Raw genomic sequence first — 14320 nt, forward strand, 5'->3', positions numbered from 1 at the left:
ATCGAGACGCACTTTCAAAAAAGGCGGCATCTCTGCCGCCTTTTTTATCATGTCACTTACCAACCACGCGATTGGCCGCTGAAACAATTGCTTCAAGCGAAGCGCTCACGATATTGTCGTTAATACCAGCACCGAACAATTTGCCTGCGGGATATGCAACTTCAACATAGGAAATTGCCGCGGCGTCCGAACCCTGCTTGAGCGAATGTTCAGAATAATCGATAACCGACATCTTCACACCGAGATATTTCGACAGCGCATCGATGAAGCCATCAATCGGGCCTGTACCCTTGCCTTCGATATTCTTGGTCACGCCGTTATCGGTGATTTCAGCGGTCAGAATACGACGACCCTTCTGCTCAGGATCAGGATAGGTGTGGTGATCCACGAACTTGATGCGGCCTTCTGCCTGTTCGACATAGAGCTTCTGGAACTCTTCATGAATGCGCTTGGACGGCAGTTCCTTGCCTTCGTCATCCGTGATGTTCTGGATGATTTCACGGAACTCGACCTGCAGATTGCGCGGCAGGTTCAAGCCGTAGTCAGCCTGCAAGATATAGGCGATACCGCCCTTACCAGACTGCGAATTGATGCGGATGATCGCTTCATAGGAGCGGCCAACATCCTGTGGATCGATTGGCAGATAAGGCACTTCCCAGACTGGCGAATTGGCGGTCTTACGAACCTTCATACCCTTGTTGATCGCATCCTGATGCGAACCGGAGAAAGCTGTATAGACCAGCTCGCCCACATAAGGATGACGTTCTGCAATCTTCAGCTGGTTTGAATATTCGTAGACATCCTTCATGCGATTGATGTCCGTGCAATCCAGCTCTGGATCGATGCCCTGCGTGTACATGTTGAGCGCCAGCGTCACCACATCGACATTGCCGGTGCGTTCACCATTGCCGAACAGCGTGCCTTCAACGCGATCAGCGCCCGCCATCAGGCCCAGTTCCGTTGCAGCGATGCCCGTTCCACGATCATTGTGCGGATGCAGCGAAATGATCAGGTTTTCGCGATTGTCGAGATTGCGGCACATCCATTCGATCTGGTCGGCATAAACATTTGGGGTGTTCATTTCGACAGTCGATGGCAGGTTGAGGATCAGCTTGTGCTCTGCTGTCGGCTTGACGATTTCGGTCACTGCATTGCAGATTTCGAGCGCCACTTCCAGCTCGGTGCCGGTGAAGCTTTCTGGCGAATACTGGAAACGATAACCACCACCTGCTTTCGCAGCCATGTCCATGATCATCTTTGCGGCATCGGTCGCAATCTGCTTGATGCCTTTGACGTCCTTGTTGAAAACAACGCGGCGCTGCAATTCACTGGTCGAATTGTAGAAGTGGATGATCGGCGTCTTAGCACCTTCCAGCGCTTCAAACGTACGTGTAATCAATTCTGGGCGGCACTGCACCAGCACCTGCAGATCAACTTCGTCAGGTGTGTCGCCCTGCTCGATTGCCCAGCGGCAGAAGTCGAAATCGGTCTGCGAAGCCGATGGGAAGCCGATTTCAATTTCCGGGAAACCCATATCGACCAGCAAGCGAAACATGCGTTCCTTGCGGTCGTGACCCATTGGATCAACCAGCGCCTGATTGCCATCGCGCAAATCGACCGAACACCAAATCGGTGCCTTTTCGATGCGCTTTGCCGGCCAGGTGCGGTCGTCGAGCTTCGGAAACGGAAAGGGTGAATACTTCACTGCCGCGTCCGGCATGCCCTTATGCTTAACAGCGGAATTCGGCGTGTTTACGTTGTGATTCATGGTCATCTCATCCTCCCGGCGTACTGAGCAGTTCTACACTGTCATAACGACACGGATATCTCGTCTTAAAATTCAATTGTGGATTTTGAGAAAGGAGCATGCGTCAGCGGGACTGTCATCGACCGCCGGACGCTCCTTTCAACGAGCCCGGCGATCGCCGCTAAGGCCGAGGGTAAGAAGCGAGTTTAGAACGCAAACGCTCACGCGCGCGCTTGAAGCGGCGCTCGAATGTTCCATAGATGTTGCGTTCTTCATAACCATGGACAAGCTTTTACACGCGGGGCTTAAAACGCGCAAGCCGGTATTTCGATCACGCCCATCCAGAAAAGTGTGAAGCGGTTTTCGGATAAGATGCGCGTCATGCTCACTATGCAAATGGAACGGAGCTTGTACCAATCGGCAGCTTTGCTTCTTCTTCCGGCTCGACATGGATCACAACGCGCGCGCTTTCGATCTGCTTTTTAAGTGCATCTTCTATACGATCACAAATAACATGCGCGTCGCCCACGCTCATATCGGCTGCCACAACCAGATGAAACTCAATGAAAGTAACCCGGCCTGCAATGCGGGTCTTGAGATCATGAACCTCAATCGCGCCACCGGCATTTGCTGAAATCACATCGCGAATCCGCATTTCCTCGGCGGGTTCGACACCAATATCCATCAATCCCTGAACAGATTTATTGATGACCCCCCAGCCCTGCCAGAGAATGTTGATCGCAACCAGAATTGCGAGTAGCGGATCGAGAATCGCCCAGCCTGTAATGACGGCTCCCACAAGACCCAACAAAACACCGACAGACGTGAAAACATCGGTCATAATATGCTGGCCATCTGCTTCCAACGCAGGCGAACGCGCACTACGACCAGTACGAATAAGCAGCATTGCCCACAAGCAGTTGATGACAGCAGCACCCGTATTGATGGCCAAACCCAACCAAGGTTCTTCTATCACATGTGGTGTCTGCAACGCGGACCATGCTTCTTTTGCAATCAAGAGCGCTGCAATCGTAATCAGTACGCCTTCAACGACAGCCGAAAGATACTCTGCCTTATGGTGGCCAAAGGGATGATTTTCATCCGCTGGCTTATGGCTGACACTGATGGCCCACCATGCACCAAAGGCCGCTATCACATTAACGATGGATTCCAGCGCATCAGAGTAAAGCGCCACTGATCCCGTCAGCGCATAGGCTACATATTTGAGGCCCATGACGCCAATTGCAACGGGAATTGACCAAGCGGCAAGCCGCCGAACCTTTGCATTCGCGTCCATGAGGAACCTTCAATTCTTTAGTTTATCCCGAAAATCGGAGTCGGGCTTAGAGCGCCGCGCGTCCTTATAAACGCACAAAGCACGATGTGCAGTCTGCAAGCCAACTGCGTATTCTTATCGGATAACTCCGATGAGCAGCATTTCAATGGCTGTTCTATAGCCCATAAAATCTAAATCTCGAAACTCTGTTTTTTGGCTTGCAGCATTTAATTTTCTCTTGCGAATGCAATGCATTACAGTTGCAAATGGTTCGCTGGAGCAGATCGAAAAAGCCATGATTTTATAAGGCAATAAATGAAAAACCGACCGCAGTTTTTGACTGCAGCCGGTTTCAGATTTGGTTCGTGGAAAAAGCGATCAGGCGTTGATGCGACGTGCTTTGTGCTTCGCTGCAAAATGCACCACGACATTTTCAATCATGCGCATGCCAGCATTATGGCCGAGCGACATGATAGATTCGGGATGAAACTGCACCGCAGCTACCGGCTCTTTCTTGTGTTCGAAAGCCATGATGACACCGTCTTCGGTTTCCGCAGTCACCAGAAACTCATCCGGCAAACGCTCAGGATCGGCAAAGATCGAGTGATAACGTCCGACTGTCACTTCCTTCGGAAGACCCGAAAAAATCCGTTCTGGCTTTGAAACCCGAATACGCGACGGCTTGCCATGCATCGGGATGCGCAGCTGGCGAAGCGTGCCGCCATAGGCTTCGGCGAGTGCCTGAAGCCCAAGACAGACGCCGAAGATCGGCAGCTGACGCTTGCGCGCCTTATCGATTGTCGCCTTGCAATCAAAGTCCTGCGGCGTACCCGGTCCGGGAGACAACACAACAAGATCAGGATTGATGCGATCAAACACCTCTTCGGCGACCGGCGAACGTACCGTCGAAACCGTAGCACCCGTCTGGCGGAAGTAATTGGCGAGTGTATGCACGAAGGAATCTTCGTGATCGACCAGCAGGATTGAAATCCCCTCGCCCACCTTGGCAGCAACGCGCTCCTCAGCCACTTGATTACTCTTCGCGGCTTCGCGCACAGCTGCAACCATCGCCGAAGCTTTCAGTTCGGTTTCTGCCTCTTCTTCTTCCGGATTGGAATCAAACAGCAGTGTTGCACCGGCGCGAATTTCAGCCACACCGTCCTTGATGCGGATGGTGCGCAAGGTCAGACCGGTATTCATATCGCCATTGAAATGCATCATGCCGATGGCACCGCCATACCATGCGCGTGGGCTGCGCTCATTTTCTTCGAGAAAGCGCATAGCCCAGAGCTTTGGCGCGCCGGTCACGGTCACAGCCCATGCATGACTGAGGAAGCCGTCAAAGGCATCCATACCGTCACGCAATCGGCCTTCAATATGATCGACCGTATGGATCAGACGCGAATACATTTCGATCTGACGACGACCGATAACGCGTACCGAACCCGGTTCGCAAACACGGCTCTTGTCGTTGCGATCCACGTCCGAGCACATGGTCAGTTCGGATTCGTCTTTCTTGGAATTGAGCAATTTCAGAATCTGCTCAGAATCCGAAATCGCATCATCGCCGCGCTTGATCGTGCCCGAAATCGGGCATGTTTCGATGCGACGACCATTGACGCGCACAAACATTTCCGGCGAAGCGCCCACCAGATATTCGCTCTCGCCGAGATTGATGAAGAAGGAATACGGCGACGGATTGATCGACTTCAGGCGGCGAAAAATCTCGGAAGGAGCTGTATGGCAGCGCTCATAGAAAGTCTGTCCCGGCACGACTTCAAACAGATCACCACGCTTGAAACTTTCTTTTGCGCGTTCAACCAGCTTGGCATATTCGCCCGGATTATGATCTCCACGCCGCAGGTCACGTTCCGCAGGCTTGAACTGTTGCACGGGCGTTGCCCGGGCAAGATTATGCGTCGACGAGCCGCCACAGCTAAACTCATAACGATCCACCCAAGCGCGCGCGGAGTAGTGGTCAGCCACAAAGATTTCATCAGGAATGAACAACACCAGATCGCGCTGATCATCCGGACGTTTGAGCTTATATTCAATCGGATCAAACTGAAACGCGAGATCGTAGCCAAACGCACCGTAAAGGCCGAGATTTGCATCTTCCTCGGAGAAGAAAAGGCCCACAATCGCACGCAACACGGTGAACACCGATGGCATGCGCGAACGTTCTTCTTCGGTGAATGTGCCGGTGGGTTCAGCAATCGTTAGCTCAATGCGATCTTCGTCGGCCTTATCGACCTTCACTTCGGCAAGCGCCTGAACCGTCTTGAGGATCGGACGCAGCAGGATCGTGCCGCGCTTGTTCAGCGCTTCAATGCGCATCTGGCGATTGCGTGAGGTAATCACGACTGGCGGATCGACAATTGCCGTGTCCCATCGCGTATAGCGGCCTGGATATTCGTAGTTGGAAGAAAAGACCGCGCCCCGCCGCTCATTGAGCGCATCGATATAAGTCTCGATAGCTCCCTTATAAGTAGTCAAATGGCGCACGCGTTCGACAACAATACCGCCCGCTGTTTCGTGCCTGAATATCTCGCTATCCGCAATTTTCGCATTCATGACTGGCAATTCCCAAATGTTATTCGTTATCGAACACTTCTAAAACTCGGCTTCCCCTACCGATGACCATTCAAGCAGCCAAACAAAAAGGCCGCCCGGACAATCCCAGCGGCCTTATCTAAAACGCAAATGCACAAACGCCTGCGTGGCCGCTTTTAGCGAGCCCACCACCAGATTTTTGTGTCAATGCGCGAAATGTTCATGGCGCTACTGTTAGCCTTCCCTTGCATCGCTTGCAACTGGAAAATGCATACCACTTACACGTCTCCAAAATTGAACACGCAAAGAAAATCCGGACCCAATAAGGTAATCCGGATTTTCCCCTTGCCCATAATGAAGGCAATGCAGACGAAAGGTAGCGGGCACCTTCATCTGGTCTAAACGGGCGCGCCCCAATGCAAAATTTACAAGTAAGATATAATTTTCAGTATGTATGAACATTACCATGAGTTGCATTCTTATTACAACCATAAATTGCCATAGCTTCTAGCCTTCACATCCAAATGTTTCATTTCAGGACGATGGTCCCTCGCAAATCGCGTCAATGTAGAAATTTGCAATACCGCATCAATAATTTGGTCTTGCGCCAGACGTGGAATTCGGATTCATTTCGTGCGCAAATCATTTGCAAACAAATAAAGAAGCCACCCACGCAGGTTGGTCAATGGGGACAACAATGAAAAATCTCGATGTGATGGACAAAAGTATTTTGTCCGCGCTTCAGGAAAATGGGCGGCTGACCAACACCGAACTGGCTGACCGTATCAATCTTTCCCAGACCGCCACCGCAGAGCGGGTCAAACGCCTGACACGTGAAGGGTATATTCTCGGCTATTCGGCGCATCTGTCGCCCAAGATGCTCGACCGCTCCATGTTGGTGTTCATTGAAATCAAGTTAGACCGCACCACACCGGAAGTCTTTGAAACATTTTCCACATTCACGCGCGGCAATCGCGATATTCTGGAATGCCATATGGTCGCTGGCGGGTTTGATTATTTAATCAAAGCCCGCGTCACCGACATGGACCATTATCGGCGCTTCCTGTCAGAAGCACTGCTTTCACTACCCGGCGTGCGTGAATCCCACACCTACGCAGTGATGGAAGAGGTCAAGGAAACATCGCATATCGCAGTTTAATTCCGTCTTCTTTCTCTTGAGGACGAGCCACAATTTTTAAAATTCATTTCGGCATATTGCCAAAGACATGATGCGGGTATATACCCGCATCATGTCTCATTCTTGTATTTGCATAGATCTGCGTCTAGCAGCCCGAAAAACTTCAGCCATTTATGATGAAGCATTGGGACCGCTTGGTATCAACGTGGCACAGTTCAGCCTGCTGCGAAAAATCTCACATGCAACTGCGATCTCACTGACCGAACTAGCACGCATTGCCGAGCTGGACCGTTCGACCATGGGGCGGAATGCAAAGGTGCTGCAAAAAATGGGTTTGATCGAACCCGCTTCCAGTAATGACCATCGCGAGACAAGTGTGGCCCTCACCAGTGAAGGACACAGACTCGTCGCGCTAGGAGGACCATTGTGGGATCAGGCGCAAACCGAAATCGAAGCGCGACTTGGTAACAAAGGCGTCGAGCAATTGCTGGCGCTTCTTGGTGCATTGTAGCCGCCAATAAATACGCTTTGACTGAAAACAATGACCGAAACCCACCCTCGTTTTAAATAACGGGCGGTTTCGTCTTCCAATATGTGGCTGGTCGAAATCCAGCCGAAACAGAGAGTGCCGAAGATGATCTCAACCCGCCTCGCCAGCTTTCTAGCACTCAAAAACATCCATTATGGATGGGTCGTCGCTGGTGTGACCTTTCTCACCATGCTGGCGACGGCAGCAGCAATGGGTTCTGCGGGCATATTAATCGAACCGCTTCAGAGCGAATTCGGCTGGACTAATGCCAATATTTCCTTTGCCATGGCTTTGCGGCTTGTTCTGTTCGGCTTGATGGGCCCGTTTGCAGCCGCCTTCATGAACCAGTTCGGCCTGCGTCGCGTTGTGATGGCGGCACTCATCATGATTGCATCGGGCCTCGTCGGCTCGATTTTCATGACTGAGCAATGGCAGATGGTTGGCCTGTGGGGCGTTGTCATCGGCCTTGGCACTGGCATGACAGCATTGGTGCTGGGCGCAACTGTCGCCGCTCGCTGGTTTGAAAAACGGCGCGGTTTGGTGGTTGGGATGATGACGGCGAGCAACGCGACTGGTCAGCTTATTTTTATGCCGATTCTCGCTAGCGTCAGCCAAAACATCGGCTGGCGGTCATCTCTGATAATTGTGGTGTCATTCCTCTTGGCAGCACTCGTGCTGGTATTGATACTGATGCGCGATAATCCGGCCGATCTTGGCCTGAAGCCTTATGGCCGCACAGCTCCTATGCCTGCGCCAGAACCTAAAAAACAGTTTGGTGCCCTGCTGTTGTCACCTCTGGTGACATTGCGTGAAGCCTCTTCAACAACCACCTTCTGGGTACTCTTTCTCACATTTTTTGTCTGCGGCTTTTCCACCAATGGTCTGATCCAAACCCACTGGATCGCGCTTTGCGGCGATTTCGGCATCGTTCCGGTGGGGGCTGCGGGCATTCTGGCGGTCATCGGGGCATTCGATCTGATCGGCACCATTGCTTCGGGTTGGCTGACAGACCGTTACGACAATCGCTGGCTGCTGTTCTGGTTCTACGCTTTGCGTGGGCTTTCACTGATCTATCTGACTTTTACCGATTTCACCCTTTACGAACTGGCACTCTTTGCCGTCTTCTATGGCCTCGACTGGGTTGCGACTGTGCCGCCAACGGTGAAGCTTGCGGCAGAGAAATTTGGCCCCGAAAAAGCTGGCATGGTGTTTGGCTGGGTATTTACCGGTCATCAGGTGGGAGCAGCCGCAGCCGCAGCCTTCGCAGGCTTTGTCCGAACCGACTATGACAGCTACACGCCCGCACTCATTCTGGCCGGTGCCATGTGCTTCGCCGCTGCCGCGATAGTGTTCCTCATCACGCGCCCTAAGCAGCGGCCGGTTCTGCAAGCATCATAAATAAGCGTCACCCCAATCGGCACGGCGGGCCCAACGGAAAAGCTCGCCGTCACGCTTTGTAACCAGACGCTCTTCAGCGCTTCCATCATCCTTGCAAAGTTTTATAGAAACCTTGCCGCCGCCCACCCGCGTTGGTGCGATCACTCGCGCTGACGCTGCAAGCGATGGATCACGCGTTGCAGCCAGATAGGTGAACTTCTCGTCTTCCCATGGCACTTCTGCATCTTTGGTCAGGCGATGAATGCGCGAACGGGCCACGCGGCGGGAAAAATGACACCAGTCGGGCGCAATAACCGGGCATTGATGCTGATGTGTGCAGGGTGCTGCAATATGGGCACCCTGCGCAATCAACGCTTTACGTGCATCGAGGATACGTTGCCAGCCAGCGGGTGTTCCCGGTTCCACAATCACAAACACATGCTGGGCCGAAGCCCAGAGCTTTTCGACGAGCGCCTTGCGATCAAGAGGCGCTAATTCATCAAGCACATAGGCAATGGTCACAAGATCAGCATGTGGGAAATCAAGCTGTTCCTTGATTAGATCGCCCGCCCGCCAATCAGTTTCAAGACCGACATTTGCCGCAAGCTTGCTACCCACAGCGCGGATTGCCGGGCTTGCCTCAATCATCGTTGCGGACGATAAATCACGCCAGCATTCGCGTGCAGCCCAGAGAGCCGTCCCCGGCCCACAGCCAACATCAAGCATCGATGTTGGCGCAAAATCCGGGCACAATTCTGCAACGCTTTCGAGGCTCGCACGCACTGCGGCAAAGGTCGCAGGCAGACGCGCCGCAAGATAAGCCTGAGCGGCTAAGTCATCGGAAATATGCAGGCGTCCATCGCGCGTTTCCGCACGATAGCGCTTTGACAAAACCTCAGACGCACGCTTGAGATCGGCCAAAGCCACTCCCTCAAGCGCCGCGTCTACAGCCTGACGCAAAAGTGCTGGCAATTCCATTGCAGATTAACGCTCCAGAACCTGCTTCACGTCGACCAGATTGGAACGAACGCGCAGGATATAAAAGCCCATAGTGGTGAGGTGCGATGGTGTAAACCACGCATCCGGGCTTCCATTGGAAACAATAAATGGCTGCATATCGAGTGCAGAGCGCATCTGCCGTTCCATTTCATCCCAGACGCCATCCAAATGCTTTTCTGCCAGTACACCGCGGAAATCCGAATGCGCGGCACGCAACAGACCATAATAAGCATAAAGCTGGCCATAGGCGAACCAGAAGCGATCATCAGCCCGCGTATCGAACCAACCGCTATGATAGTTCTCGGCACGATCCTTGAGGATGGCCGAAGTCGAACCGAGATCGCTCGCAATACGATCAACAAACTGGATCAGATTGTCGGCGCGTGCATCGAATGTGGCCTGACAGTTTTCAAGACGCGTGTTGAAAGAACGCAGTTCCTTGATTGCAGAACGATAATAGGTCGGTGTTGGCGACTTGGGGCCAAATGGGCTCAGGCCGAAATACCATGCATCTTCTGTAAACTGGAGATTGCCACGCGCTTTTTGCAAATCTCCATCAATCTGCGATGTGCCGCGCAGACGACCAATATTATCGACGAGTTCAATGGAAGTCCGGCGCACCGCTGCATTGATACCGCGCTGGAACGAAGCTTTGTTATCAAGGAACGGCGTGCGATCCCAATCAACGCCAAAGAAACCAAGCTTGTAGAGCAGCATGGACGAAATCCAAGCGTTCTGATTGACATTGAAATCGGTGAGATCAGCAGCCACTTCGGCAATTGCTGAAGGCGAACATTTGCGCGCAGTTGTGGGTATCTGTGCTGCTTGCACTGGCTTCTGCTGCGCTGGCGTTTCAGATTGTGGTGTTGTTTCGCTATTTCCCGTTGCAGGTGTGGTGTCTGTACCATTTGCGCTGTTTTCAGTCGGCGCAGGTGTTGAAGCGATCGACGCAGGCTTCGTCTGAACGACTTCACCCGGCGTGACGGCATCCTGATAGCTATACCTGGCCGGGTAGTCAGGATTGAAGTTTGTCCAGACCTGCGTTTGCCAGATAAAGTAGACATAAAGCCCCCCAAACCCGATCACGAACACCGCAACGGCAACTTTCCACAAATTTCCCAATGTGAGAAAAAGTCGCCACAATGCGCCAAGCGGCACTGCGATCAATCGTGCCAGTGCCGCAATAAAACGGCCAAGGAAGGAGAAAACGCCCCGAACTGCATTCCACACTGTATCAAGTCCTTCCTGTTGCCTGCAATTACAGGCTCTCTGACACTTTTACCCTACCGCGATGGCGGCCTAAAAATGCCGCCAAACACCGGCCAGCATGCGCTGACGAGTTTTATCCTCTTCAAATAGAGTGTGGCTGGCTTTTCGACAACCATTGACCCGCAACTCAGAGAGATTATCGAAGGTTTTCAGCTGGCAAGGGTTGAAACGCTGCCGCCTGTGGGTAACATGGCGCTACTTCGCACTGCTTGGGTCCCAACACGCCTTATATGCAGAATCTTTTGCCTGACGGTCCAGAAAAACGAGTACAACACCCCTCAAGGTCGCAATCAGATATATTTTCGCCGCATTGGTACTTGATCGGCGAAATCTTTGGTGTTTGCTAAAAGCTGGAACCGGAAAAACAATCAACCGTTAAAGCGGACCGGTTAATGGAGAGAAAAATGAAGCCGATTTCGACGCCTTCGCTCAAATGTACATTGAGTGCGCTCGCGCTCACGACAGCAATTTTCGCGATTCCCGCAGCGGCCAATGCTGCCGAGCCTGATAGCTGCTCCACGGTCCGCTTCTCCGATGTTGGCTGGACCGACATCACCTCGACCACGGCTGTCGCCACCGAAATCCTCAAGGGCCTCGGCTACAAGACCGACATCAAGGTTCTTTCCGTGCCGGTGACCTATGCGTCGCTGAGCAAGAAAGACATTGATGTTTTCCTCGGTTACTGGAACCCGTCCATGACCGCCGATCTTAAGCCTTATCTCGATGACAAGAGCGTCGAGACACTTCGCACCAATCTGACAGGCGCAAAATATACGCTCGCCGTACCAAAATATGCTTACGACGAAGGCCTCAAAGACTTCAAAGACATCGCCGCTTTCAAAGATAAGCTCGGCGGCAAAATTTACGGCATTGAGCCGGGCAATGACGGAAACCGCCTGATCCTCGACATGATCAGCAAGGATGCTTTTGGACTGAAGTCATTTGAACTGGCTGAATCGTCCGAACAGGGCATGCTGGCGCAGGTTGGCAAAAACGTTCGTGGCAAGCAGCCAATTGTGTTCCTCGCATGGGAGCCGCATCCGATGAACAAGCGCTTTGAAATCGCTTATCTGACCGGCGGCGACGATTTCTTCGGCCCAAACCTTGGTGGAGCGACTGTCGAAACCAATGTCCGCGCAGGCTATGCGCAGGAATGCCCGAATGTCGGCAAATTCCTCACCAATCTCGAATTCCAGCTTGAAATGGAAAACGAGATCATGGGCAAGATTCTTGACGATGGTGAAGAACCAGCCAAGGCCGCAACCGCTTGGCTCAAGGCCAACCCTGCCGTTCTCGACAAGTGGCTCGACGGTGTCACCACTCTTGATGGCAAAGAAGGACTGCCAGCCGTTAAGTCAGAGCTGGGTCTTTAATTTATAAGGCATCAGGCCGCAGATGACTGCGGCCTGATATTTTTGCTACAAATAAATAAACAGAAAAAGCACGCAGCAGGAGACATGATCGTTGAACTGGCTGACGGACTATAAAATTCCAATTGGACCGACCGCCAAATCGGTTGTCGATTGGCTTACAGACAACATGGGCGGTTTTTTCGATGGCCTGGCTGCCGTTATGCAGTGGCTCATCGACGGTTTGCTGTATCTGCTGCAGCTCCCACACCCACTTGTTCTGATTGTTATTTTTGCAGCCATTGCCTGGTTCATCCAGCGCCGGATCGCCGTCGTGCTGCTCACCATCATTGGCTTTTTGTTCATCATCAATCAGGGCTACTGGGACGCGACGCTCAAAACGCTGACGCTCGTGCTTTCGGCCTGCTTTCTTTGCATGGCTATCGGCGTTCCGCTCGGTATTGCCTCAGCACATCGCCCCAAGCTCTATGCTGTCATGCGTCCCATTCTCGACCTGATGCAAACGCTGCCAACCTTCGTCTATCTCATTCCGGCAATCGTCTTCTTCGGCATCGGCATGGTGCCCGGGCTACTGGCAACAGCTATCTTTGTGCTGCCTGCGCCGGTACGATTGACACATCTTGGCATCTCATCAACACCGTCATCGCTGATCGAAGCCGGTGAAGCATTTGGTGCATCCCGTCGTCAGCTTCTCTGGAAAATCGAGTTGCCCTACGCAATGCCGCAAATTCTGGCAGGCCTGACACAGACAATCATGCTTTCGCTCTCCATGGTGGTGATTGCAGCGCTTGTGGGTGCAGACGGACTTGGCGTACCCGTGGTTCGGGCGCTCAATTCGGTCAATACATCACTCGGCTTTGAGTCGGGCTTTGTCATCGTCGTGGTCGCCATCGTGCTTGACCGCATCTTCCGCGCTTCACGCGACAAGTAGGAGCATAATCCCGAAAAATTGCATAACTTTTCGGGATTATGCGCTAAAAATAAAAGAGATACGGCTATGACGATCATTTCTGTAGAAGACGTGAGCATCATTTTCGGCAACAAGGTCGATAACGCTCTGGACTTAGCTGATCGCGGTGCTTCGCGCTCGGAAATTCAGGCCGAAACCGATCTGGTTCTCGGTGTGCATGACTGCTCGCTCAATATTCAGGAAGGCGAAATTCTGGTCCTGATGGGACTTTCCGGTTCAGGAAAATCTACCCTTTTGCGTGCCATTAACCGCCTTAATCCGATTTCACGCGGACGCGTTCTCGTACGCGATGGCGAGCGAACCATTGATGTTGGCAAAGCAGATCGCGGAACTTTGCGGCATCTGCGCACCGAACTCGTTTCTATGGTATTTCAGCAATTTGGCCTGCTGCCATGGCGAACGGTTGAAGAAAATGTTGCCTTTGGGCTGGAAATTTCCGGTATGCGGAAGGAAGAGCGACTTACGCAGGCACGTCAACAGCTTGAGCTGGTGGGTCTGCAAGATTGGGCCAAGCGCAAGGTGAGCGAGCTCTCTGGTGGCATGCAACAGCGCGTCGGCCTCGCTCGCGCCTTTGCCACCGGCGCACCAATCCTGCTCATGGATGAGCCTTTTTCAGCGCTTGATCCACTTATCAGAACCCGCTTACAGGATGAGCTTCTGGCGTTTCAGTCACGGCTTAAAAGAACCATCGTCTTTGTTAGCCACGATCTGGATGAAGCGATGAAGATCGGCAATCGGATTGCTATTCTGGAGGGTGGACGCATTATCCAGTGCGGAACGCCGCAGGAAATCCTCTTGCAACCCGCCAATCAATATGTTGCAGATTTTGTTGCCCATATGAATCCGCTCGGCGTCTTGCGCGCGGGCGACATCATGACCCCATTTGATCGCAATGCAGCACCCCGCCCCTTTGCAGCGACGACTCGACGCGACACGCTGATCCGCGAGCTGATGAGCGCTGTAGCAGAGAGCGGCGGCGATGTGGGGATTGTGGAAAACGGCGCGATTATTGGCAAAATTGCCGCCGACGATATTGTGCGGGCGCTCGCCTGGCACCAACAGCGCGGATCAAACTGATCAACAAAAACCCCA

The 14320-nt window shown here is 52.7% G+C and carries 11 protein-coding genes; 6 read left to right on the plus strand and 5 right to left on the minus strand.

Annotated elements, in window-relative coordinates; all coding sequences use genetic code 11:
- Positions 1-52 precede the first annotated feature (52 nt).
- The 3 genes from leuA to CEV31_RS02240 all read right to left on the minus strand — a co-directional run bounded on the left by leuA (position 53) and on the right by CEV31_RS02240 (position 5597).
- A complete protein-coding gene (leuA, locus tag CEV31_RS02225) occupies positions 53-1768 on the minus strand; it encodes a 2-isopropylmalate synthase (protein ID WP_094505300.1) in 1716 nt (571 codons plus the stop codon).
- A 367-nt stretch (positions 1769-2135) separates the two neighbouring features.
- A complete protein-coding gene (locus CEV31_RS02235) occupies positions 2136-3044 on the minus strand; it encodes a cation diffusion facilitator family transporter (protein WP_094505263.1) in 909 nt (302 codons plus the stop codon).
- 357 nt (positions 3045-3401) lie between these two features.
- Positions 3402-5597 (minus strand): anthranilate synthase component I, encoded by a 2196-nt coding sequence (locus tag CEV31_RS02240; RefSeq protein WP_094505264.1) that lies wholly within the window; start codon positions 5595-5597, stop codon positions 3402-3404.
- A gap of 676 nt (positions 5598-6273) precedes the next feature.
- Between CEV31_RS02240 and CEV31_RS02255 the strand changes: the two genes are divergently transcribed.
- From CEV31_RS02255 to CEV31_RS02265, 3 genes are all read left to right on the plus strand, one after another.
- Positions 6274-6735, plus strand: a complete 462-nt coding sequence (locus tag CEV31_RS02255; protein WP_094505301.1) for an Lrp/AsnC ligand binding domain-containing protein — start codon at positions 6274-6276, stop codon at positions 6733-6735.
- A gap of 91 nt (positions 6736-6826) precedes the next feature.
- On the plus strand, positions 6827-7225 hold the full coding sequence (locus CEV31_RS02260) for a MarR family winged helix-turn-helix transcriptional regulator (RefSeq protein ID WP_094505302.1): 399 nt from the start codon (positions 6827-6829) through the stop codon (positions 7223-7225).
- A gap of 123 nt (positions 7226-7348) precedes the next feature.
- Positions 7349-8641: an MFS transporter gene (locus tag CEV31_RS02265; RefSeq protein WP_094505303.1), complete on the plus strand. Its 1293-nt coding sequence runs from the start codon at positions 7349-7351 to the stop codon at positions 8639-8641.
- On the opposite strand, the gene CEV31_RS02270 is transcribed toward CEV31_RS02265, so the two are convergent.
- Positions 8636-9598 (minus strand): small ribosomal subunit Rsm22 family protein, encoded by a 963-nt coding sequence (locus tag CEV31_RS02270; protein ID WP_094505266.1) that lies wholly within the window; start codon positions 9596-9598, stop codon positions 8636-8638. The two genes, CEV31_RS02265 and CEV31_RS02270, sit on opposite strands and share 6 nt — an antisense overlap.
- Before the next feature lie 6 nt (positions 9599-9604).
- The gene (locus tag CEV31_RS02275; RefSeq protein ID WP_094505267.1) at positions 9605-10849 is read right to left on the minus strand and encodes a DUF2333 family protein; all 1245 of its coding nucleotides are present in this window, start codon (positions 10847-10849) and stop codon (positions 9605-9607) included.
- Between the two features lie 443 nt (positions 10850-11292).
- Between CEV31_RS02275 and CEV31_RS02280 the strand changes: the two genes are divergently transcribed.
- The 3 genes from CEV31_RS02280 to choV all read left to right on the plus strand — a co-directional run bounded on the left by CEV31_RS02280 (position 11293) and on the right by choV (position 14305).
- Positions 11293-12261 (plus strand): choline ABC transporter substrate-binding protein, encoded by a 969-nt coding sequence (locus CEV31_RS02280; protein WP_094505268.1) that lies wholly within the window; start codon positions 11293-11295, stop codon positions 12259-12261.
- A 91-nt stretch (positions 12262-12352) separates the two neighbouring features.
- Positions 12353-13189, plus strand: a complete 837-nt coding sequence (gene choW, locus CEV31_RS02285) for a choline ABC transporter permease subunit (protein WP_094505269.1) — start codon at positions 12353-12355, stop codon at positions 13187-13189.
- Between the two features lie 66 nt (positions 13190-13255).
- Complete coding sequence (gene choV, locus CEV31_RS02290) at positions 13256-14305, plus strand: choline ABC transporter ATP-binding protein (RefSeq protein ID WP_094505270.1); 1050 nt, start codon at positions 13256-13258, stop codon at positions 14303-14305.
- The last annotated feature ends 15 nt before the right edge of the window (positions 14306-14320 follow it).

The sequence above is a fragment of the Brucella thiophenivorans genome (assembly GCF_002252445.1).
GTDB classification, from domain to species: domain Bacteria; phylum Pseudomonadota; class Alphaproteobacteria; order Rhizobiales; family Rhizobiaceae; genus Brucella; species Brucella thiophenivorans.

What these genes read in the sequence shown, in the direction of transcription:
- leuA (WP_094505300.1), bottom strand. Translation starts at nt 1,768, where the DNA reads ATGAATCACAACGTAAACACGCCGAATTCCGCTGTTAAGCATAAGGGC.
- CEV31_RS02235 (WP_094505263.1), bottom strand. Translation starts at nt 3,044, where the DNA reads ATGGACGCGAATGCAAAGGTTCGGCGGCTTGCCGCTTGGTCAATTCCC.
- CEV31_RS02240 (WP_094505264.1), bottom strand. Translation starts at nt 5,597, where the DNA reads ATGAATGCGAAAATTGCGGATAGCGAGATATTCAGGCACGAAACAGCG.
- CEV31_RS02255 (WP_094505301.1), top strand. Translation starts at nt 6,274, where the DNA reads ATGAAAAATCTCGATGTGATGGACAAAAGTATTTTGTCCGCGCTTCAG.
- CEV31_RS02260 (WP_094505302.1), top strand. Translation starts at nt 6,827, where the DNA reads ATGTCTCATTCTTGTATTTGCATAGATCTGCGTCTAGCAGCCCGAAAA.
- CEV31_RS02265 (WP_094505303.1), top strand. Translation starts at nt 7,349, where the DNA reads ATGATCTCAACCCGCCTCGCCAGCTTTCTAGCACTCAAAAACATCCAT.
- CEV31_RS02270 (WP_094505266.1), bottom strand. Translation starts at nt 9,598, where the DNA reads ATGGAATTGCCAGCACTTTTGCGTCAGGCTGTAGACGCGGCGCTTGAG.
- CEV31_RS02280 (WP_094505268.1), top strand. Translation starts at nt 11,293, where the DNA reads ATGAAGCCGATTTCGACGCCTTCGCTCAAATGTACATTGAGTGCGCTC.
- choV (WP_094505270.1), top strand. Translation starts at nt 13,256, where the DNA reads ATGACGATCATTTCTGTAGAAGACGTGAGCATCATTTTCGGCAACAAG.